General features: G+C 74.2%; 20 protein-coding genes. 15 read left to right on the top strand and 5 right to left on the bottom strand.

Annotated elements, in window-relative coordinates:
* Positions 1–48 precede the first annotated feature (48 nt).
* The 4 genes from G5C62_RS08285 to G5C62_RS08270 all read left to right on the top strand — a co-directional run bounded on the left by G5C62_RS08285 (position 49) and on the right by G5C62_RS08270 (position 3,703).
* On the top strand, positions 49–1,059 hold the full coding sequence (locus G5C62_RS08285) for a tripartite tricarboxylate transporter substrate binding protein (RefSeq protein WP_164700616.1): 1,011 nt from the start codon (positions 49–51) through the stop codon (positions 1,057–1,059).
* Positions 1,060–1,129: 70 nt separating this feature from the next.
* Positions 1,130–1,762, top strand: coding sequence for a tripartite tricarboxylate transporter TctB family protein (locus G5C62_RS08280; protein ID WP_164700615.1), 633 nt, complete (start codon positions 1,130–1,132; stop codon positions 1,760–1,762).
* A 10-nt stretch (positions 1,763–1,772) separates the two neighbouring features.
* Positions 1,773–3,302 carry a tripartite tricarboxylate transporter permease gene (locus tag G5C62_RS08275; RefSeq protein ID WP_164700614.1) on the top strand — a complete coding sequence of 510 codons (1,530 nt, stop codon included), beginning with the start codon at positions 1,773–1,775 and terminating at the stop codon, positions 3,300–3,302.
* Positions 3,299–3,703, top strand: coding sequence for a universal stress protein (locus G5C62_RS08270; protein WP_164700613.1), 405 nt, complete (start codon positions 3,299–3,301; stop codon positions 3,701–3,703). Before G5C62_RS08275 ends, G5C62_RS08270 begins: the two co-directional genes overlap by 4 nt.
* Before the next feature lie 72 nt (positions 3,704–3,775).
* On the opposite strand, the gene G5C62_RS08265 is transcribed toward G5C62_RS08270, so the two are convergent.
* Both G5C62_RS08265 and G5C62_RS08260 read right to left on the bottom strand, forming a co-directional pair.
* Entirely contained in the window at positions 3,776–4,969 is a 1,194-nt protein-coding gene (locus G5C62_RS08265; protein ID WP_036334444.1) for an acyl-CoA desaturase, read from the bottom strand.
* A gap of 36 nt (positions 4,970–5,005) precedes the next feature.
* Positions 5,006–6,112, bottom strand: a complete 1,107-nt coding sequence (locus tag G5C62_RS08260) for a ferredoxin reductase (RefSeq protein ID WP_164700612.1) — start codon at positions 6,110–6,112, stop codon at positions 5,006–5,008.
* Between the two features lie 89 nt (positions 6,113–6,201).
* Between G5C62_RS08260 and G5C62_RS08255 the strand changes: the two genes are divergently transcribed.
* Positions 6,202–7,401 (top strand): CdaR family transcriptional regulator, encoded by a 1,200-nt coding sequence (locus G5C62_RS08255; RefSeq protein WP_241175784.1) that lies wholly within the window; start codon positions 6,202–6,204, stop codon positions 7,399–7,401.
* 27 nt (positions 7,402–7,428) lie between these two features.
* Entirely contained in the window at positions 7,429–8,178 is a 750-nt protein-coding gene (locus G5C62_RS08250) for an SDR family oxidoreductase (RefSeq protein WP_164700611.1), read from the top strand.
* 6 nt (positions 8,179–8,184) lie between these two features.
* Here G5C62_RS08250 and G5C62_RS08245 read toward each other — a convergent pair whose 3' ends face one another.
* The gene (locus tag G5C62_RS08245) at positions 8,185–8,502 is read right to left on the bottom strand and encodes a metalloregulator ArsR/SmtB family transcription factor (protein WP_241175783.1); all 318 of its coding nucleotides are present in this window, start codon (positions 8,500–8,502) and stop codon (positions 8,185–8,187) included.
* Between the two features lie 145 nt (positions 8,503–8,647).
* Here G5C62_RS08245 and G5C62_RS08240 point away from each other — a divergent pair, with 145 nt between their 5' ends.
* Genes G5C62_RS08240 through G5C62_RS08205 form a run of 8 tightly spaced genes read left to right on the top strand, consistent with a single transcriptional unit; the run spans position 8,648 to position 16,745 of the window.
* Positions 8,648–8,998 (top strand): NADH-quinone oxidoreductase subunit A, encoded by a 351-nt coding sequence (locus G5C62_RS08240; protein ID WP_241175782.1) that lies wholly within the window; start codon positions 8,648–8,650, stop codon positions 8,996–8,998.
* The gene (locus G5C62_RS08235) at positions 8,989–10,119 is read left to right on the top strand and encodes a hypothetical protein (RefSeq protein ID WP_206330526.1); all 1,131 of its coding nucleotides are present in this window, start codon (positions 8,989–8,991) and stop codon (positions 10,117–10,119) included. The genes G5C62_RS08240 and G5C62_RS08235 overlap by 10 nt, the downstream gene beginning before the upstream one ends.
* On the top strand, positions 10,116–11,048 hold the full coding sequence (locus tag G5C62_RS08230) for an NADH-quinone oxidoreductase subunit H (protein ID WP_164700609.1): 933 nt from the start codon (positions 10,116–10,118) through the stop codon (positions 11,046–11,048). The genes G5C62_RS08235 and G5C62_RS08230 overlap by 4 nt, the downstream gene beginning before the upstream one ends.
* Positions 11,049–11,059: 11 nt before the next feature.
* Positions 11,060–11,599, top strand: coding sequence for an NADH-quinone oxidoreductase subunit J (locus G5C62_RS08225; RefSeq protein WP_164700608.1), 540 nt, complete (start codon positions 11,060–11,062; stop codon positions 11,597–11,599).
* Positions 11,596–11,898, top strand: coding sequence for an NADH-quinone oxidoreductase subunit K (locus G5C62_RS08220; protein WP_164700607.1), 303 nt, complete (start codon positions 11,596–11,598; stop codon positions 11,896–11,898). The genes G5C62_RS08225 and G5C62_RS08220 overlap by 4 nt, the downstream gene beginning before the upstream one ends.
* Entirely contained in the window at positions 11,895–13,817 is a 1,923-nt protein-coding gene (locus G5C62_RS08215; RefSeq protein WP_164700606.1) for a proton-conducting transporter membrane subunit, read from the top strand. The genes G5C62_RS08220 and G5C62_RS08215 overlap by 4 nt, the downstream gene beginning before the upstream one ends.
* Before the next feature lie 4 nt (positions 13,818–13,821).
* Positions 13,822–15,309, top strand: a complete 1,488-nt coding sequence (locus G5C62_RS08210) for a NuoM family protein (protein ID WP_164700605.1) — start codon at positions 13,822–13,824, stop codon at positions 15,307–15,309.
* Positions 15,309–16,745: an NADH-quinone oxidoreductase subunit N gene (locus G5C62_RS08205; protein WP_206330525.1), complete on the top strand. Its 1,437-nt coding sequence runs from the start codon at positions 15,309–15,311 to the stop codon at positions 16,743–16,745. Before G5C62_RS08210 ends, G5C62_RS08205 begins: the two co-directional genes overlap by 1 nt.
* 14 nt (positions 16,746–16,759) lie before the next feature.
* On the opposite strand, the gene G5C62_RS27995 is transcribed toward G5C62_RS08205, so the two are convergent.
* A complete protein-coding gene (locus tag G5C62_RS27995; RefSeq protein WP_164700604.1) occupies positions 16,760–17,671 on the bottom strand; it encodes a LysM peptidoglycan-binding domain-containing protein in 912 nt (303 codons plus the stop codon).
* 244 nt (positions 17,672–17,915) lie between these two features.
* Positions 17,916–18,323 (bottom strand): hypothetical protein, encoded by a 408-nt coding sequence (locus G5C62_RS08195; protein ID WP_164700603.1) that lies wholly within the window; start codon positions 18,321–18,323, stop codon positions 17,916–17,918.
* Positions 18,324–18,463: 140 nt separating this feature from the next.
* Between G5C62_RS08195 and G5C62_RS08190 the strand changes: the two genes are divergently transcribed.
* Complete coding sequence (locus G5C62_RS08190; RefSeq protein ID WP_241175781.1) at positions 18,464–19,909, top strand: cytochrome P450; 1,446 nt, start codon at positions 18,464–18,466, stop codon at positions 19,907–19,909.
* Positions 19,910–20,026: the final 117 nt, after the last annotated feature.

Below are 20,026 nucleotides of genomic sequence, written 5' to 3'. Positions count from 1 at the left end.
ACAGCACCCCCAGGCCGGACCGACGGCTTCTCGAAGAGGAGAACCACCATGACCACGAACCACCGCGCCCGTCGCTGGGCACTGTCCGGCGCCGGACTCACCCTGGCCCTCTCCCTCACCGCCTGCGGGGGGAACGTCGGCGGCGGGTCGGACTCCGAGGAGGAGTTCCCCGGCGGCGACCCGATCACGATGCTGGTCGGGCAGGACCCCGGCGGCAGCACCGACCTGATCGCCCGCGCGGCGGCCGACGGCCTCTCCGACGAGCTCGGCGTCCCGGTGACCGTGGAGAACCGGCCCGGTGCCAACGGTGCACTGGCCGCCCAGCAGCTGGCCGGGGAGGACCCGGACGGCCACACCCTCATGGTCTACAACGGCAGCCTGGCCTACATCACCCCGCTCGCGGTGGGCGAGGGCGAGGCCCCCGACATCGCCGACTTCGACATCGTCACGGGCCTCTCCCTGGACGACTACGTCCTGGTGACGGCGCCGGGTTCGGGCTTCAGCACGGTCGAGGACCTCGCCGCGGCCGGTCGCCCGATCACCTTCGGCACCACCGGGGTGGGCACCGGCAGCCAGCTGTCCCAGGAGCTGCTGTTCGCCCAGGCCGACATCGACGCCACCGCCGTCCCGTTCGACGGCGGTTCACCCACGCTGACCGCCGTCCTCGGCGGGCAGGTGGACGTCGGCTCCGTCCAGCTCGGTGAGGCCATCGAGCAGATCGAGTCCGGCGGCCTCACCCCGATCGTGACCTTCGCCGAGGAGCGTCCGAGCTACCTGCCCGACACCCCGACCGCGGTCGAGGCCGGCTACGACGTGCCGGTGCAGCAGTCGCGCGCCGTCTTCGCCCCCCAGGGCGTGCCGGACGACGTCATGCAGACGCTGCGCGACGGTTTCGAGGCCGCGTTCGAGACGGAGGCCTACCAGCAGCTCAACGAGGACAACCTGCTCACCCCCCTCGAGGTCGACGGTGAGGAGATCCGGGAGCGGTGGACCGAGAACCTGGACAACTACCGTGCCGTGGTCGAGGAGTACGGCATCGACCTCGGTGGAGATGCGTGATCCTCGGGTCCCCGATGGTCCGGGACGCGACCTGCGTCCCGATGACCCCGAGCAGGAGCGAGGAGAACTCGTGAGCTCTGCGCACGACGGGGCGCACACCCTGGGGAGCCCCGGCGGCCGCACGGCCGCCGGGGCCACCCCCCAGGGGAACGTGGCCCCCCACCCGGACGACACCGCACCGGCGACCACCGACACCCCCTCGACGCTGCACGACCTCGAGGAGCTCGCGCAGGAGGTCGAGGAGGAGGCCGAGCACCGCCCGCCACCGGCCGGCCCGGCCTCGAACCTGGTGATCGCGGCGCTCGTGGTCGCGCTGGGGGCAGCCGCGGCCGTCGGCGCCCTGGCGCTCGGCGCCGGCACCGCACGCACGCCGGGACCGGGCATCTGGCCCTTGATCCTCGGCGTGCTGCTGGTCGTGCTGGGCCTGGGTCTGGCGGCCACCGCCCGCCGGACCGCCGACACCGAGCAGTTCTCGAGATCGTCCTGGCTGGTCCTCGCCGGGCTGGCCACGATGCTCGTCTTCGTCGCCCTCATCGGCACCATCGGCTTCGAGATCCCTTCCGCACTGCTGGCCTTCGTCTGGCTCCGCTTCCTGGGCGGCGAGAGCTGGCGGACGTCCGCGCTCGTCAGCATCGGCGTGGTGGTCGCCTTCTACCTCGTCTTCGTCGCGGCCCTCTCGGTCCCCATCCCGCACCTCTTCTGAGGAGAGTCCGTTGGACCTCGCCCCGGTGCTCGACGGCTTCGCCGTCGTCCTGGAACCGACCAATCTGCTCTACTGCCTGATCGGCGTCGTCGTCGGCATGCTGGTCGGCGTGCTACCGGGCCTCGGCCCCGCCGCCACCATCGCGATCCTGCTGCCGATCACCATCGGCATCGAGCCGGTGACCGCGATCATCATGCTGGCCGGCATCTTCTACGGCGCCCAGTACGGCGGCACGATCACCTCCGTCCTGCTCAAGCTGCCGGGCGAGGCGTCGTCGGTGGTCACCGTCTTCGACGGCTACGCCATGGCCCGCCAGGGCCGGGCGGGGACCGCGCTCGGGATCGCGGCGATCGGCTCGTTCGCCGGCGGCACGATCTCGATCGTCGCGCTGTCCTTCCTCGCTCCCCTCGTGGCCAGCTTCGCGCTGGACTTCGGGCCGCCGGAGTACACCGCCCTGGCGCTGCTCGGCATCCTGCTGGTCGCCACCGTCAGCAGTGGCAGCCGGCTCAAGGCCGTCGTCGCGGCCTGTGTCGGCCTGCTGCTCGCCACGGTCGGCCGCGACGGCTTCACCGCCACCGAGCGGTTCACCTTCGGTAACCTGAACCTGGCCGACGGCCTGGACTTCGTGCCGATCGCGATGGGCCTCTTCGGTCTCGGCGAGATCCTCTACAACCTGGAGCAGCGGCACAACGCCACCCAGGCGCCGACCAAGGTCGCCAACGTCTGGCCCTCCCGCCAGGACCTGCGCCAGTCCTCGGGCGCGATCGGCCGCGGGTCGGTGATCGGCTTCTTCCTCGGCATCCTCCCCGGGGGTGGTGCGACCCTCTCCTCGCTCGCCGCCTACGCGGTGGAGAAGCGGCGCTCCAAGACGCCTGAGCGCTTCGGCAAGGGGGCGGTCGAGGGCGTGGCCGGGCCCGAGACGGCGAACAACGCCGCCGCGACGTCGTCCTTCATCCCGCTGCTCACGCTGGGCATCCCCGCCAACGCGACCATGGCGGTGATCTTCGGCGCCCTGCTGGTGGTGGGGGTCACCCCCGGCCCCCAGTTGGTCACCGAGGAGCCGGAGCTGTTCTGGGGCGTCGTCAACTCGATGTACATCGGCAACATCCTGTTGCTGATCATGAGCATCCCGCTGGTCGGGCTGTTCGTGAAGATCCTCCGGGTGCGGCCGGCCATCCTGGCGCCGATCACCGTGCTCATCACGTTGATCGGCGTCTACACGGTCAACAACAGCGTCTTCGACATCGTGCTGGTCATCGTCTTCGGCGTGCTCGGCTACCTGATGAAGAAGGCCGGCTTCGACCCCGGCCCCCTGTTGCTGGCCTTCGTGCTGGGTGCTCTGCTGGAAGACGGGTTGCGCCGTTCGCTGCTGATCTTCGACGGCGACGCGACCGGCTTCTTCACCCGTCCCATCTCCGGCACCCTGCTCGTCGTGTTCCTGCTCGTGGCGGTCTACCCCTTCGTGGCGACCCTGCGGAGCCGCCGGCGGCAGGAGCCGGCCCAGGACACGTCCGACCCGAACACCAAGGAGCTCGTGTGACCGTCCTCGTCGGTTTCGTCCCCACGCCCGAGGGCGAGGCTGCCTTCACGGCCGGTCTCGCCGAGGCCCGCCGCCGGCAGGAGGGGCTGCTGGTGCTCAACACCCCGCGGGGCGGAGCACCGGTCAGCGCCGACGTCGCACCACCGGAGCTGGTCCGGTCGCTGACCTCTCGCGCCGAGGCCGACGGCATCGCCCTGGAGCTGCGGCAGACCCCGCACACCGGCGACCTGGCCGACGAGCTGCTCCGGGTGGCCGACTCCGTGGACGCCTCGGTGATCGTGATCGGCCTGCGCCGCCGCTCCCCCGTCGGCAAGCTGCTGATGGGCAGCAGCGCCCAGCGGATCCTGCTGGACGCCGACCGGCCGGTCCTCGCGGTCAAGCCGCAGCCCACCGCCGGCTGACCCACCCGGGACGGCACGAGGCCCGCCAGGAGATCTCCTGGCGGGCCTCGTGCTGTGTGCTGGGCCGGTCTGTCAGGCGGCGGCCTGGAGCGCCCGCCGCACCTTCGGGCCACCGGTGGTCATCTTGTAGAGCTTGACGACCTGGGCCGGGGCGTTGGCTGGGGTGGTCTGGGCCAGCCAGCCGTTGGGCAGCGACAGCCGGATGACCTTGTGCCACGCCGAGCCGACCTGACGGGGCAGCGACGCGGAGTGGTACCGCAGCCCGTAGCGGGCGAAGAGGTCACGGATCTGCGGGGCGATCTCGGCGTACCGGTTGGACGGCAGGTCCGGGAACAGGTGGTGCTCGACCTGGTGGGACAGGTTGCCGGTCATGATGTGCATGGCCTTGCTGCCGGAGATGTTGGCCGAGCCGAGCATCTGGCGCAGGTACCACTCACCGCGGGTCTCCCCGTCGATGGACTTCTTCTCGAAGGTCTCCACGCCCTCCGGGAAGTGCCCGCACATGATCACCGAGTGCGACCACAGGTTGCGCACCACGTTGGCGGTGAAGTTGGCCGCCAGGGTGGGCAGGAACGACGGGCCGGACAGCGCCGGGTGGACCACGTAGTCCTTCGTCATCTGCTTGCCGATCTTCTTCAGCACCTGCTTGCCGCGGGCACGGAAGCCGGGGTCGGCCCGCCGCTCCTTGGTGGCCAGGTTCTTGCCCAGCTCCAGGTCGTAGGCGGCGATCCCGTACTCGAAGAAGCAGGCGTTGATGAAGTTCCACACCGGCTGCAGCAGGTACAGCGGCACCCACTTCTGGTCCTCGTCGACGCGCATGATGCCGTAGCCGAGGTCGTTGTCCTTGCCGATCACGTTCGTGTACGTGTGGTGCAGCACGTTGTGCGAGTGCTTCCACTGCTCCGACGGGCTGGCCATGTCCCACTCCCACGTCGTGGAGTGGATCTTCGGGTCACGCATCCAGTCCCACTGCCCGTGCAGGATGTTGTGCCCGATCTCCATGTTCTCCAGGATCTTGGCGACCGAGAGCCCGGCGGTGCCGAGGACCCAGGCCGGCGGGAACTTGGAGAACAGCAGTACGGCCCGGCTGGCCAGCTCCATCTTGCGCTGCACGTCGATGACCCGGCGGATGTAGGCCGCGTCGTCCTCGCCCCGGCTGTCCACCACGGTCTGCCGGATGGCGTCGAGCTCGCGGCCGATGGCCTCGATGTCGGCCTCGGAGAGGTGGGCGATCGGGTTGTCGGGCTTCTTCTGCAGGACGGTCATGTGCAGCTCCTCAGCTGGTGGGACAGCGGTTCTGGATCAGTGGTCGATGTCGCAGGCGTCAACGGCGGCGCTGACGCAGGTCTGGATCAGGACGCCGTCACCGGGGGCGGCGGTGGTCAGCTCCCCGTTGCGCAGGTCGCGGACGGCGCCCTCGCGGAGCGGCAGCACGCAGCCGTAGCAGATGCCCATCCGGCAGCCGCTGGGCATGAGCAGCCCGGCCTCCTCGGCGGCGTCCAGGATCGGGGTCGCGCCGTCGACCTCGAGCGTGCGCTCGGACTTCGCGAAGGTGACGGTGCCGCCCTCGCCGGTGACCAGCACCCGGGGGCGGAAGCGCTCGGTGTAAAGCCGGTCGGCGATGCCCTGGTCCGCCCAGTGCTCCTCCAGCGCCTCGAGCAGCCCGACCGGGCCGCAGGCCCAGGTGGCCCGCTCGGTCAGGTCGGGCACCAGGTCGGCGATCGCCGGGGCGTCCAGGAAGCCGGCGTCCTGGGTGTGGTGCTCGACCAGCCGGATCCGGCCGGCCGCCGCCAGCTCGCGCAGCTCGGCACCGAAGATCACGTCCTCGACGGTCGGCGCGGAGTGCACCAGGACGACGTCGCACCCGGCGTCCTCGCCCAGGTTTCGCAGGATGCCCATGACCGGCGTGATGCCCGAGCCCGCCGTCACGAACAGCGCCTTCGCCGGCCGCGCCTCGGGGAGGACGAACTCGCCGGTCGCCTGGTCCAGCTGCACGATGGTGCCCGGCTGGGCGCGGTGCACGAGGTGGTTGCTGACCTTGCCGTCGGGGATCGCCTTCACGGTGATGGTGAAGCAGCCGTCGGCGCGGCCGAGCACCGAGGTGATCGAGTACGCGCGCCACAGCCGCACGCCGTCGATGTCGATGCCGATCCGGACGTACTGGCCGGGGGTGTGCGGGAGCCAGTCGCGGCCCGGCCGGATCACGATGCTGGCGGCGTCCCGGGTCTCGTGGTGCACCGCCTCGATCCGGCCCCGCAGCGCGGCGCCGGACCGCAGCGGGTCGACCAGGTCCAGGTAGTCCGCGGGCAGCAGCGGCGTGGTGACCAGCTCGGCCACCTTGAGCACCCGGTCGCGCAGCGTGGTCAGCACAGGACGGGCCGACGACGGACGCGGGACGGTGGCGGTCATGTACTGATCATTACCCGCTCCGGGGGCGAACAACTGTGCTTCTGACGTGAATCGGGCTGTATCTTCTGTTCCCTGCGAACAACGAGAGGGTGAACACCACGAGCGATCAGGTCACGTTCCCGCCGCCCGTCGTCGCCGCGATGCAGGCGCAGCTCCCCGCCGTGGCCCAGCAGACGGTGGCCAGCATCGTCGTCGAGGTGCCCAGCTACGCCGACGCCTTCTCCGGGGAGATGGGCCGGGCGATCTCCAACGCCGTCCAGCTCGCCCTGGGTGGCTTCCTGGAGCTGGCCACCACCGCCGGGGGCGTCGACGCGAGCCGGCCGATCGGCCCGGCGCTGGAGGGCGCGTACTCCCTCGGCCGGGGCGAGGCGCGCAGCGGGCGGTCGATGGACGCCCTGCTGGCCGCCTACCGGGTCGGCGCCCGGGTGTCCTGGCGGCACATGAGCGACACCGCGGTGGGCGCCGGCCTCTCGGTGGGGTCGCTGGCCCGCTTCGCCGAGCTGGTGTTCGCCTACATCGACCAGCTGTCGGCCGCCAGCGTCGCCGGGCACACCGACGAGCTGGAGAGCACGGGCCGGGTGCGCCGGCACCACCGCGAGCGGCTGGGCGCGCTGCTGCTGGCCGGGCGGCCGCTGCACGACCTCACCCCCGCGGCCGAGCGGGCCGGTTGGCTCCCGCCCCGGACGCTGACCGCCGTGCTGCTCCCCGAGGTGCGGGCCCGCGGTGCCGTCGCGCTGCTCGGCCAGCGCACGCTCCAGCTGGACGACGACCCGCCCGGGCTGGACCCGGCCCTGAGGCTCAGCGTCCTCCTGGTGCCGGACGCCGGCGAGGGCGCCCGGGCCGCCCTGCTGCGCGCCCTCGAGGGGCGGACGGCGGTGGTCGGCCCGGCCCGGCCGTGGTCCGCGGTCGCCGGCTCCTACGCCCGCGCCCTGCGCGCGCTGCGGCTCGGGCTGCGGGCCACCGGCCCGGCACCGCTGGACACCGAGCAGCGACTGCCGGAGCTGGTGCTGCGGGCCGACGAGGACGCCCTGGCCGACCTGCAGGCCGCGGCGCTCGCCCCGCTGGACGGGCTGACCCCGGCCACTCGGGAGAAGCTGGCCGCGACCCTCCGCTCCTGGCTGCTGCACCACGGCCGGCGTGACCAGGTCGCCGCCGAGCTGTTCGTGCACCCGCAGACCGTGCGGTACCGGATGGGGCAGCTGCGCGACCTGTACGGCGACCGCCTGGAGGACCCGCAGACGGTGCTGCAGCTGACCATCGCGCTCGGACCGCATCCCCCCGCGTCCTGAGCCTCCGCCGTCCCCGAGGATGGGGGCATGCGCATTGCGGTGGCCGGTGGCACCGGCCTGCTGGGGGCACTGGTGGTCGCCGAGCTGAGGCGGCAGGGCGACGACCCGGTCGTGCTCGCCCGCTCGCACGGGGTGGACCTGACCGACGGCACCGGCCTGGCCGCCGCCCTGGACGGCGTCGAGGCGGTGATCGACGTCGCGAACGTGACCACGACCAGCCGGCGCCGATCGGTGGCCTTCTTCACCGCGGCCACCACCCAGCTGCTCGCCGCGGCCGCCCGGGCCGGTGCCGGGCACGTGGTCACGCTGTCGATCGTCGGCGCCGACACCGTCGACTTCGGCTACTACCTGGGCAAGCGGCGGCAGGAGGAGCTGCTGGCCGCCGGTCCGGTGCCCTGGACGCTGCTGCGCGCCACCCAGTTCCACGAGTTCGCCGGCCAGCTGGTCGACCGCTCCCCCCGCCCGTTCGTCGTCGTCCCCCGGATGGCCACCCGGCCGGTCGCAGCCGGCGAGGTCGCCGCCCACCTGGTGCGGCTCGCGCACGGCGCCCCGCAGGGGACCGCCCAGCCGATCGCCGGACCGGAGGACCACGACATGGGCGACCTCGTCCGGCGGCTGCTGCGCGCCACCGGGCAGCGCCGGCTCGTCGTCCCGGTGCGGCTGCCCGGCCGGGCGGGTGCGGGGATGGCCGGTGGTGCGCTCGTCCCGGCCGAGCCCCACGTCCACGGCCGGCAGACCTACGCCGAGCACCTGGAGACGCTCGCGCACCGGAGCTGAGGCCGGTCAGTCCTCCCCGTCGGCCACCTGGCGGGAGAGCTCGACGAGTTGCCGCAGGCAGTGTTCCCGGAGCGGCCCCGGGAAGCCGTCGGCCAAGCGGTAGTAGACGACCCGCCCGTCCTTGCGGCTGGTGACGAAGCCGGCGGTGCGCAGCAGCCGCAGCGCGTAGCCGACCGCGTCCTCGGTCGCCTCCAGCGCCATCGCCAGGTCGCCCACGCAGAGCTCCTCGACCACGTCCAGGGCGTAGAGCACCCGGGCCCGGGTGGGGTCGGCCAGCAGGCTCAGCATCGCCGTCAGGCTCGCGGCGTCCTCGCGGCTGGGCACCCGCGCCCTCGCCGCAGCCACACGCACGGGGTCGACCGGATGGGGATGGTCCGTCACGATCGGCGCGGTTACCCGCATGGGCGCACGGGTATGCGCGCCGTCGGTCAGCCACGGCCCGAGGACGACGCGGACGGAGGACGAACTGGTGTCGGTCTACCTGAGCCTGGCCACGATGCTCGGCCTCGCCGTCGGCGGTGTGCTGCTGGCGTACCTGCTGCACCGGCGGACCGCGGTGGCGCCGGGCGCGGTCGCGACCCTGCCGTTCCTCTCCGGCTGGCGGCCCGCCGAGCACGCGCTGTCCCGGTTCGAGGCGCGGTACTACCCGATGACCCTGCTGTTCCTCGCCTTCGACGTGGAGATGCTCTACATGTACCCGTGGGCGACCGTGGTCGCCTCGATCGGGACCTCGGCGATCGTCGAGATGTTCGTGCTGCTCGGCGTGCTGATGACCGGCGTGCTCTGGGCCTGGCGCGAGGGTGCGCTGCGGTGGACCTGAGCCGGCTGGCCGCCCGCCGCACCGCGGTGCTCGCCGTCGAGGTGCCCGGCTGGGGCCGCACCCGCTGCGCGCTCGAGGAGCACGTCCGGCACCGGGGCTGGCGGCTGGCCGGCTCCCCCGCCGACGCGGACCTGCTCGTGGTGTGCGGACGCCCCGGGGCGCGGCTGACCGCCGCGGTCGACCACGTCTGGAGCCAGCTGCCCGGCCCTCGCGCCCGCGCGGAGGTGACGACCGCCGTCGACGTCCCGGCCGTCCTGGACCGCGCCGCGGCCGAGCTCGCCGACGGCGCAGCCCAGCGGCGCGACGCCGCCGACCGGCCGGCCGACCCCGAACCCGGCACCACCGCCACCGGCGACGGCGACATGGGTGACACGGACATGGACGACGACTCCGACGACGACGGCATGGGCGACCACGACATGGGCGACATGGACCACGGCGACATGGACCACGGCGACATGGACCACGGCGACATGGACCACGGCGACATGGACCACGGCGACATGGACATGCCGATGCCCGGCGGGATCGGCCTGGCCGGCGGCGGGGACGACGACCAGCTGACCGACCCCGACGCCCTCGACCTCGACGTGCTGCACGTGCCCCTCGGCCCGGTGCTGCCGCACTGGCCGGCCGGCCTGCTACTGCACACCACCCTCCAGGGCGACCTGGTCGTCGCCGCCCGGGCGGAGGTCCTGCTGCCGGCCGACGACTCCCCCACCGACGCGCCGGTGCACGGCACCCCGGCCGGCCGGTGGGACGCGGTGGCCACCCTGCTGGCCCTGGCCGGCTGGGACGACGCCGCCACCCGGGCCGCCCGGGTCCGCGACGCCCTGCTCGCCGGCGGGCAGCCACCCGCGGCCGAGCGGCTGGCCCGCCGGATCATCCGGTCGCGGCTGCTCCGCTGGTCGCTGCGTGGTCTGGGCCGGCTCCCCGAGGGCGATGCGCACGACCGGCTGCGGCACTGGCTGGAGGGCACCGAGCAGCGCCGGTCCACCGAGCTGACCGCGGTGGCCGAGCTGGTCACCGGGCTGGACCTCGCCACCGCCCGGCTGGTGGTCGCCTCGCTCGACCTGGACACCGCCGACCGGGTGACCGTGCCGGTGGAGGCGGGCTCGTGACCGTCACCGAGGTCTCGGTCGGCTGGGTGCCGGTGGCGGCCGCGCTGCTGCTCGTCGTCGCGGCCGCCGCGGCGAGCCTGGACGGTGCGCTGGCCGCGCGGTCCGCCGGGCAGCCGCTGGGTGGGGGCCTGCTCACCCCGGTGGCGGAGACGGCGCGGCTCTTCGGCCAGCGCCGCCGGACCACCGTGGCCGCGGACCTCCCGTTGCAGCGGATCGGCGGCGCCGGGCTGCTCACCGCGGCGCTGCTGATGGTCGCCGTCGTCCCGTTCGGCCGGTGGACCGTCGCCGACCTGACGGTGGGCATCGTCTGGTTCAACGCGATGGACGTGCTGGTGTGGGCGGCGGTCTGGCTGGCCGGCTGGGGTCCCAACAGCGCCCACGCCCTGGTCGGCGGGTACCGGTTCCTGGCCCAGGCGCTGTCCTACGAGCTGCCGTTGATGTTCGCGCTGACCGCGCCGGCGGTCGCCGCCGGCAGCCTCCGGCTCGGTGACGTGGTGGCCGCGCAGTCCGGGCTGTGGTTCGTCGTCTGGATGCCGGTGGCGTTCGCCGTCTTCTGCGTCGCGGTCGCCGGGTTCTCCGTCTGGGGGCCGCTCGGTGCACCGACCGCGGCGACGACGGCCGGCGGGGTGCTCGTCGAGGCGGCCGGTGTCGACCGCTGGCTGGTCTCGGCCGGGCGGTACGCCCTGCTCACCGCCGGGGCCGCCTTCGGGGCCACCGCCTTCCTCGGCGGTGGGCACGGTCCGCTGTTGCCGGCCTGGCTGTGGCTGCTGGTCAAGACCGCCGGGCTGCTCGCGGTGCTCGTCGCGCTGCGGCGCCGGCTCCCGGTGGTCGCTCCGGAGCGGTTCGCGGCGCCCGCCTGGCTGGTCGCCCTCCCGTTGGTGCTGCTGCAGCTGCTGGTCGTGTCCGTCGTCGTCGTGGTCCAGGCCTGAGGAGGGTGGACGTGCTGACCGGGATCGTGTTCTGGGTGCTCGCCGTGATCGCGGTGGCCACCGGCGTCGCCGTCTTCCGGGTCGACTCGATGGCCCGGGCGACCTACGCGCTGGCCGCGTCCTTCATCGCCGTCGGCCTGGTGCTGCTGCTCGTCGACCTGGAGTTCCTCGGGGTCATCACCGTGCTGATGATGACCATGGAGATGGCCGTCATGGGCATCTACATGATCATGTTCATGGGGATGAACCCCGCGCTGATGCCGATGAGCATGGTGCACGGCAAGCGCGCGGCGCTGGCGGTCGCGACCGGCACGTTCGTCGTGCTGGCCGCCGGGGCGCTGCTGATCCCGTGGCCCACCCGCCGCGGTGCTCCCGCCGCCGACCTGGTGACCTCGTTGGGCGAGGCGGTCATGGAGTCGAAGATGCTGGTGATGATGACCGTCTCGCCGGTCCTCTTCGCCACGATCGTCGCTGCGCTGGTGCTGGCGTTGCCGAAGGGCCGGTACGACCGGCTCGGCGACGACCTGCGGGCCGGGAAGGCCCGGCGATGACGCTGCAGACGATGTTGCTGGTGGCGGCCGCGTTGTTCAGCGTGGGCCTCTACGGCGCCATCTCCCAGCAGGTCGTGGTCATGGTGATGATGGGCCTGGAGCTGATGCTCAACGGCGTCATCCTCACGGCGGCGGCCTTCTGGTGGTTCCTCTCCCCCACCCCGGACGGCCAGGTGCTGCTGCTCGTGGTGATCACCGCCATGACGGTGGAGATGGCGATGGGCTTCGCGGTGGCCACGCTGCTGCACCGGTCCCGGCAGTCGGACATGACCGACATGGCCACGGACCTGTCCCGGTGACCGGGCTGCTCTGGGCCTGCGCCGGGGTGCCCGCCGTCGTCGGCGCCGGGCTGTGTGTCACGGGACGGCGCGCGGACCGGGTCGCGCCGACGGTCGGGATCGTCACGGCGGGCGTCGTCGCGGTGCTGTCGATCGCGGTGGCGCTGGGCCGGCCGGCCGGCTCGGCGCCCTTCCTCCCGGGCGCGGTGTTCGGGCTGGCCGTCGACGCGCTGGCGGCCGTGGTGCTGCCCGCCGTCGCCGCCGTCACGCTGCTGGTGCTGCTGTTCGCCGCCGCCGACATCACCGGTGCCCGGGCCCGCTTCACCGGCCTGGTGCTGCTGTTCGCCGCGGCCGTGGTGGTCACCGTCTGCGCCACCACGCTGCCGACGCTGCTGTTCGCCTGGGAGGTGATGGGCGCGACGTCGTATGCGCTGATCGGCTTCCGCTGGCAGGAGCGGCACCGGGTCGGCGCCGGGCTGACCGCCTTCCTCACCACCCGCACCGCAGACCTCGGGCTGTACCTGGCCGCCGGGGCGGCGCTGGCCGCGGGGTCGGGCCTGGCGCTCACCGACCTGCCCGAGTTGCCGGCGCCGTGGCGGGACGTCGCCGCGGCCGGGCTGCTGGTCGCCGCGCTCGGCAAGGCCGCCCAGCTGCCGTTCACCGCCTGGCTCTCCGCGGCGATGCAGGGCCCCAGCCCGGTCAGCGCCCTGCTGCACTCCGCGGCCATGGTCGCGATGGGCGGCTACCTGCTGCTGCGGGTTGCGCCGCTGCTGGGCGCGACGAGCTGGGCCGGGCCGACGGCAGCCTGGGTGGGCGCGCTGACCGCGCTGCTGCTCGGCGCGGTGGCGCTCGCCCAGCGCGACCTCAAGCAGTTGCTCGCCGCCTCGACCGCGGCGCAGCTGGGGTTCGTGGTGCTGGGCGCCGGGGTCGCGGCGGTGGCCGGCGGCACGGCGCACCTCGTCGCCCACGCGGCCACCAAGGCCCTGCTGTTCCTGGCCGCCGGGGCGTGGCTGACCGCGCTGGGCACCAAGCAGCTGCCGGCACTGCGCGGCGCCGCCCGGCGCTGGCCGCTGGTCGGGGTCTGCGCGGGGGTCGGTGCGCTGGCCCTGGCCGGGGTGGCGCCGCTGTCGCTGTGGGCGACCAAGGACGCCGTGCTGGCGGGGGCGCACGAGGAGTCCCTGGCGCTGTACCTGGTCGGGCTGGCCGCCGCGGCGCTGTCGGCGGGCTACGCCGGCAAGGTGCTGTGGCTCGTCTGGCAGCGGCTCCCCGCGGACGCCGAGACGGGCTACGACACCGAGGAGGAGGGCACCCGTCGGGTGCGGGTGCTGCAGCAGGCGCCGCTGGTCGTGCTCGCCGTCGGTGCCGCCGTCCTCGGCCTGCTGGCCCTCCCCCCGGTCGCCGACACCCTGCGCCGGGCCCTCGGCGCGGGCAGTGCGCCCGCCCCGGGCCTGGTGGAGCTGGCCGTCTCCGCGCTCGTCGCCGTGGTGGTGCTCCTGCTCGTGCGGATCCGGCCGCTGCAGCCGCTCCCCGGATGGCTCGAGGGCTGGCTGGGCCTGGCCCGGGCGACCGACGTGGTCGTCGTCCGGCCGGTGCTGCGCACGGCCGAGGCGCTGGCCCGGTTCGACGACCGGGTGCTCGCCCGAGCGGTGACCGGCGCCGGCCGGGGCGCGCTGCGGACGGCGCGCGCCGCGGCCCGGTTCGACGACGGGGTGCTCGACCGGGCGGTGGCCGGCTCGGCCACCGCCGGTGTGCGACTGGCCGACGCCACGGGCCGGGCCGACCTCGCCGGACCGGACGCCGCCGTGCGGTCGCTGGCCGCCGGCACCCGCTGGCTGGGGGGCTGGGCCCGGCGCACCCAGACCGGCCAGCTGCACCAGTACTACGTCTCGGCCGCCGTGGTGCTCGCCGCCGCGCTGGCCCTCCTCCTGGCAGTGAGGTAGCCCCGTGCTCAGTTCGATCATCTTCCTGCCCCTGGTGGCGGCAGCCGTGCTGGCCGTGCCCCGGGTGCCCGACCGGGTGGCCCGCTGGACCTGGATCGGGGTCACCGCCGCCGAGGTCGTGCTGGTCGGCGTGCTCATCGCCCGGTACGAGACGCCCGCCGACGGCGGTCTCGCCTTCGAGGAGCGCGCCCGCTGGATCCCGTCGGTCAACAGCAGCTGGCACGTCGGTGTCGACGGGCTCTCGGTGCCGTTGCTGGCGCTGACCGCGGTGGTGTTCTGCGCCTGCGCGGTCTACGGGCTGCGCGAGGACCGGCGCCCACGCCAGCACGCCGCCCTCTTCCTGGCCCTGCAGGCCACCTGCATGGGGCTGTTCGCCGCCCAGGACCTGATCGTCTTCTTCGTCTTCTTCGACCTGTCGATCGTCGGCATGTACGCCGCGATCGCCGGCTGGGGGCACGGCCGGGACGCCGGCCGCTCGGCGCTGCAGTTCTTCCTCTACACGTTCCTGGGCAGCCTGGCGCTGCTGCTGGGCTTCATCGGCCTCTACCTGGCCGCCGACCCGCACACCTTCGACATCCCCGAGCTGGTCGCCGCCGCCCCGCTGCAGGACCACCCGGTCGCCGGCGGGTTCGTGCTGGCCGCCCTCCTGCTGGGGCTGGCGGTGAAGACGCCGACGATCCCGTTCCACACCTGGCTGCCCCCGGCGCACACCGACGCCTCGGCGATCGGTTCGGCCGTGCTGGCCGCGGTGCTGCTGAAGATGGGCACCTACGGCTTCGTCCGGATCGCCATGCCCGCGATGCCGGACGCCTGGCGCGGGGCGGCCTGGGTGGTGCTCGGGGTCGGGATCGCCTCGGTGCTCTACGGCGCGCTGGTCGCCCTGGCCCAGACCGACGTCAAGCGGATGATCGCCTACACCTCGATCAACCACATGGGCTACGTGGTGCTCGCGGTCGGTGCGGCGGGCCTGCTCGGCGGGGGGACGGCGGCCCGCCAGCTGGCCGTGACCGGCGCCGTCACCCAGATGGTCAGCCACGGCCTGATCACCGGGGCGCTGTTCCTGCTGGCCGGGGTGCTGCACGACCGGACCGGCAGCTACGCCATGCGCGACTACGGCGGCCTGGCCCGCAGCGCACCCGTCTGGTCGGGCCTGTTCGCGGTCGGCGCGTTCGCCTCGCTCGGCATCCCGGCGTTCAGCGGGTTCATCGCCGAGTTCCAGGTGTTCGCCGGGAGCATCGGCACCACCGCGTGGGCGGCGATCGCGCTGCCCGGGATCCTGATCACCGCCGCGCTGTTCCTCCGCGCGCTGCAGCTGCTGGTCACCGGGCTGCCCGGCGGCCGGTCGATCGGCTTCACCGACGTGCGGGCGGTCGAGGCGGTGCCGGTCACCGGGCTGTTGCTGCTGTCCCTGGCGATCGGCGTCCTGCCCTGGCTGCTGCTGGACCTGATCACCCCGGCGTCCGCCGTCCTCGTCGACCTGGTGGGCAGGTGATGGAGCCGGCGATGATGATGGAGCAGTCGCCGCTGGCGCTGCTCCCCGAGCTCTCGTTCCTCGCGGGCGCGGTGGCCACCCTGCTGGCCGGCTCCTTCCTGCCCCGGCAGCGGCAGTGGGTGGCCCGGCTGATCGCGGTCGCCGCCCTCCTCGCCGCCGCCGTCTCCGCCGCCCTCGCCTTTCCAAGCCACCAAAATGGCCATTTTGGTGGTGGGGACGCGGAGACGGTGTTCGGGGCGTTCGTGCTGGACACCGCGACCGGGGTCACCCGGCTGGTGGTGGTTGCCGCGGTGCTGCTGGTGATCGGCCTGGGCGTCGACGAGCTGGCCGGGACGGCGCGGGAGAGCGAGACCTACACGCTGCTGCTGCTCGGCGGGCTGGGCGCGATCGTGCTGGCCGCCACCGACGACCTGCTGGTGCTCGCCGTCGGCTTCCTGCTGGCCAGCATCCCGGTGTACGCGCTGGTCGGGATGGTCCGCACCCCTGGCGCAGCCGAGGCCGCACTGAAGACGTACCTGCTCGGCGCGCTGTCGGGGATCCTGCTGCTGCTCGGGGCCACGGTGCTGTCCGGCATCGCCGGTGGCACCGCGTACGTCGACCTGGCTGCCGGGCTGGCGCTGGCGCCGGCCGCCGCGGTGGCGGTCGGTGCGCTGGCGGTGCTCGCCGGCCTCCTGTTCGAGGCCGGCGGGGTGCCGCTGCACCAGTGGGTGCCGGACGCGACCCAGGGCGCCGGCACCGCCGCCGCGGCGTTCCTCACCACCGTGCCGAAGATCGGCGCGCTGGTCGCCGCCGCGCGGCTGGTCGACGTGCTGCCGGGCTCGCTGCCCTGGCCGCTGCTGGTCGGGCTGCTCGCCGCCGCCACCATGACGCTGGCCAACCTGGCCGCACTCGCCCAGACCGACGCCCGCCGGCTGCTCGGCTGGTCGACGGTCAGCCAGGTCGGCTACCTGCTCATGCCGGTGGCCGTGGTGGCCGGCACCTCCGCCGCGGTGCCGGCGCTGCTGGTCTACCTGGCCGGCTACGCGGTCACCAACCTCACCGCCTTCGCCGTGCTCGCCGCCGTCCCCGGGGCCCGGTCGCTGACCGACTTCCGCGGCCTGGCCCGGCAGCGGCCGGGCCTGGCGGCCGCGCTGGTGATCAGCCTGCTGAGCCTGGTCGGCACCCCGCCGACGGCGGTCTTCCTGGGCAAGCTGACCGTCTTCACCGCCGCGTGGGACGGCGGCCTGGCCTGGCTGGTGGTGGTCGCCGCGGTGAACACCCTGGTCAGCCTCTTCTACTACCTGCGGTGGCTGGTCGAGGCGTTCCGGCCCGGCGAGCCCGCACCGACGGCCGGCTGGGCACGCGCGGCGGCCGTGGTCGGGGCGCTGGGCGTGCTGGCGGTCGGGCTGGGTGCCGGCCTGGTGACCGCGCTGGTCGGCGACGGCACCCTCGGCTGAGCGCGGTGCCGGTCTCAGGCCGGCGGGAGGAGGAGCACCTGCCCGACCATGATCACGTTGCTGGTCAGCCCGTTGGCGGCCATCAGCTCGGCCACCGTCGTCCCGTGGTCCAGTGCGATCTGCCCCAGCGTGTCCCCCGCGGCGACCGTGTACGTCGCTCCCGGGACGGGCTCCGGGGCAGGTGACGGGGTCAGTTCCGGCATCGGGGTCGGCGAGCAGACGGTCGCCAGCGCCCCGGGGTCGGCCAGCCCTTCGACCACCTCGGCGCAGGTCCGGTGGTCCACCCGGGAGGCCACCCCGGTCCACCACGAGGTCTGGCCCAGGGCGCCGCTCCAGGACTGCGAGAGGTGCACGTGCCCGGTGTGCGGGTCGGCTCCGGTGTAGGGCAGCCAGCCGGCGGAGGCGCGGTCGGCCGACCACGTCCGGCCGTCCCAGATGACGTACATGACCCCGAGCCGCCGGGCCTGGTAGCCCGACTCCCCACCGGGGCCGTCGGCGGTCAGCCAGCCGAGGAAGCGGTCGGCGGCGGCGCGCTCCTCCGGGACGTCCGCCCGCACCAGCCAGTCCCAGGCGCGGCCCTCCTTGTGCTCGCTGGTGCCGCCGGCCGCGCAGTCACGGCTGATCCCCCCGTTGCTCCCGGCGGCGTACGCGGCGAGCACCAGGGCGGCCAGGTCCGCGGTGCCCGGTTTCACCGCGGGGTCGCAGACCGTCTGGCCGACGTAGGGGGCGGGCGGCTCGACCACCGGCGGCGCAGCGACGGGCGCGGTCGGGTCGCCGGGTCCCGAGGCCCGTGCCGTCGCAGGGACGAGCGCCCCACAGGCGCCGACCAGGACGAGCACGGCCGCGCGGCGCACGCCGGCCGGACGGCGCGTGGCCGGACGGTGGCCGACCGGGTGCCGACGCACCCACCGGGACGAGAGGGGCACGACGACTCCGGGCAACGGGACTCCAAGGCAGGGGGACGGCGTCGGGCTCATCCCAGGGGGCGCGCGTCGGTCGGGTCCACGGCGCCGACCGCCTTGCTGCCTCGATCCGGCGCGGCGCACACGGTGCGCGACCGCGGGCGTGGGCTGGCCCGCGTCCGATGTGGCCTGGCGCACATCGATGGTCGGCAGGCGCTGGACACGGATACCCGGGAGGACGGACCCCGCCGCAGCACCCCGGTGCGGGTCAGTCCTCGGGCCGGGGGGCGGCCAGGGCTGCGGCGATCGCAGCACCCGCCGCAGCGGCACCGCTGACCCAGGCGGGGCGGCGGTAGGCCGTCCAGGCCAGCGCGGTGGGCACCATGCTGGCCGCGTGGAGCGCGTCGGCGACCACGCCCGCCAGCACGAGCCCCCGGCTCGGGCGGAGGAGGACGGCGGTCTGCTGGACGAGCACCCGGCCACCGAGCACCCGGACCACCCAGGCGCTCGGCTCGCGCCCGCCACCGCTGACCGCCCGGGCGACCTGCTCGGGACGCACCAGCAGCACGGCGCCCCCCACGGCCAGCGGGGCGGCGAGCGCCCGGGTCAGGGCCCGGCGCCCGACGGCGGACCGGCGGGGCGGGCCGTCCCCCCAGAGCGAGTCCTCGGCGTCCATGGGCCGCAGGTGCCCGCCCGCTGCCGCCCGGCAAACCACCACCCGGCGGGGCGGGCGGGTGGACGGCGGAGTGGACGGCGGAGTGGACGGCGGAGTGGACGGCGGAGTGGGCGACCAGGTGAACGCTGCACCGACGGCGCGTGGCGGCCTTGATCGACAACGCCGTCCTGCAGTACGAAGACGACATCGACCACCAGCCAGCGGGAGGGGTCACCGACCCCGCACCCCGTGTCCCCGCGTCCCGGATCGCAGCCCTGCCGAAGTACCCCGTCCCCACGCCACGGTCGCCCGTCGGCGCGCGGGCGGGTGCGGGGGTGCGCGCCCGGGCGCGCGCCTGGACCGGCAAGCTGCTGGCGCGCCGCATCCAGAAGCGCGGCATCGACCTCTCCAGCCTGACCTTCATCCCCGAACGGACGAAGGTGCCGCTGCAGCGGGACGGCATCGACCCCGTCCCCCGGCTGGCGCAGCTGCGGGAGAACGACCCGGTGCACCGACTGAAGCTGCCGTTCGCCTTCTCCGTGTACCTGGTCACCGGCGCAGAGCACGTCAAGGCGGTGCTGGCCGACCGGGACAGCTGGAGCAACGACATCCGGCACCTGCTGCCGGGCCCTGGCCCGAGCAGCGCCGACGAGGTCGGCGGCCTCGGCTTCACCGACCCGCCACTGCACACCCGGCTGCGCAAGATCATCACGCCGGAGTTCACGATGCGCCGGCTGGCCCGGCTCGAGCCGATGATCGAGTCGATCGTGGCGCAGCGGCTCGACGCGCTGGCCGCGGCGGGGCCCCCGGCCGACCTGGCGAAGCTGGTGTCCTTCCCGGTGCCGTTCCGGACCATCTGCGCGCTGCTGGGCCTGGAGCTCGAGGACCGGGACGCGTTCGCCCGGCTCGGGGTCCAGCGCTTCGACGCGACCGCCGGCGCGGCCGCGGCCTTCGGTGCGGTCTCGGCGCAGCGCGAGTTCCTCTTCGACGCCGTCGCCCGGCAGCGTGCGGAGCCCGGCCCCGGGCTGATCGGCCAGATCATCCGGGACGAGGGCGACCGGATCTCCGACGTCGACCTCGCCGGCCTGGCCGACGGCGTCTTCACCGGCGGCTACGAGACCACCGCCGGGATGATCTCGCTGAGCACCATGGTGCTGCTGCGCGACCCGGCGCACGCCGCCCTGGTGCGCGACGGCTCGCGCGCGGACGTCGACCGGGTGGTCGAGGAGCTGCTGCGGCACCTGTCGGTCGTGCAGATGGCCTTCCCGCGGTTCGCCAAGCACGACCTGGACCTGTTCGGCGTGCCCCTGGAGGCCGGGGACGTCGTGCTGGCCTCGCTCAGCGGCGCGAACCGCGACCCCCGGTCGGCCGGGGACCAGCCGGAGGTCTTCGATCCCCTGCGGCGACCGACCTCCGGCCACCTGGCCTTCGGCCACGGCATCCACCGGTGCATCGGCGCAGAGCTCGCCCGGATGGAGCTGCGGGTCGTGCTGCCCGCGCTGTTCCGCCGCTTCCCCGACCTGGCGCTGGCCGTGCCGCAGCGGGAGCTGTCCTTCCGCGAGCTGTCCTTCGTCTACGGCCTGGACGAGCTGCCCGTCCGGTTCTGAGGCCGGGCCACCAGGAGGCTGTGAACTGCACCGCGGGTGGACGCCGGGCGGCATACCGGTGTCCTCGTCGGGTAGTGCCCAACGGAACGCCGGCGACACACATGGAAGAGTCGGCCC

It is taken from the genome of Modestobacter sp. KNN46-3 (assembly GCF_011039295.1).
The sequence above is the reverse complement of the archived record's forward strand: the minus strand, read 5'-3'. Positions and strand labels throughout refer to the sequence as shown.

Bases quoted from the DNA above. Each gene is read 5' to 3' on its own strand.
- G5C62_RS08205 (WP_206330525.1), top strand. From the start codon at position 15,309: ATGGAGCCGGCGATGATGATGGAGCAGTCGCCGCTGGCGCTGCTCCCC.
- G5C62_RS08250 (WP_164700611.1), top strand. From the start codon at position 7,429: ATGCGCATTGCGGTGGCCGGTGGCACCGGCCTGCTGGGGGCACTGGTG.
- G5C62_RS08220 (WP_164700607.1), top strand. From the start codon at position 11,596: ATGACGCTGCAGACGATGTTGCTGGTGGCGGCCGCGTTGTTCAGCGTG.
- G5C62_RS08265 (WP_036334444.1), bottom strand. From the start codon at position 4,969: ATGACCGTCCTGCAGAAGAAGCCCGACAACCCGATCGCCCACCTCTCC.
- G5C62_RS08285 (WP_164700616.1), top strand. From the start codon at position 49: ATGACCACGAACCACCGCGCCCGTCGCTGGGCACTGTCCGGCGCCGGA.
- G5C62_RS08195 (WP_164700603.1), bottom strand. From the start codon at position 18,323: ATGGACGCCGAGGACTCGCTCTGGGGGGACGGCCCGCCCCGCCGGTCC.
- G5C62_RS08260 (WP_164700612.1), bottom strand. From the start codon at position 6,112: ATGACCGCCACCGTCCCGCGTCCGTCGTCGGCCCGTCCTGTGCTGACC.